Annotated in this window: 1 protein-coding gene; it reads left to right on the top strand. The window is 61.4% G+C overall.

Annotation, left to right across the window (positions count from 1 at the left end):
* A partial coding sequence (locus AC5Y47_RS25655; RefSeq protein WP_499947064.1) for a DDE-type integrase/transposase/recombinase occupies positions 1 to 568 on the top strand: 568 nt, incomplete at its 5' end.
* Positions 569 to 580 lie beyond the last annotated feature (12 nt).

Below are 580 nucleotides of genomic sequence, written 5' to 3'. Positions count from 1 at the left end.
GTTCACGGTGCCAGCCCCCAACGTGCTGGTGGTAGCCGACTTCACCTACCTACGGCTGTGCACCGGGGTGTTCGTCTACACCGCGTTTGTCATCGACGCCTTCGCCGGGCGCATCGTGGGCTGGCAGTGCAGTGCCAACAAGCGCACCGCATTCGTCGAGTCAGCGATCCGCCAAGCCGCCAACCTGAGGTCAATGGAAGGTATTCCATTGACGGGCAGCACAATTCACCACTCAGATGCGGGGTCTCAATATACATCGGTGAGGTTCGGGGAAACCCTGATGCTGGCCGGACTACGACCATCAGTCGGATCAGTGGGCGACGCCTTCGACAACGCCCTCGCAGAGACGACGATAGGGCTCTACAAGACCGAAGCGGTACGCAACGACTCACCGTTTCGCCGCGGCCCGCTGCACCGGTTAGCCGACGTGGAACTACTCACCGCCGAGTGGGTCAGCTGGTACAACACCAGCCGGCTCATGCACCGTCTGGGCCGCATACCCCCCACCGAATTCGAAGCGAACTACTACGCTCAAGACGCCGCCGCCAAAACGGAGGCACACCAGTAACCGAGTGTGTAC

The sequence above is a fragment of the Mycobacterium sp. NGS22 genome (assembly GCF_059813095.1).
The sequence above is the reverse complement of the archived record's forward strand: the minus strand, read 5'-3'. Positions and strand labels throughout refer to the sequence as shown.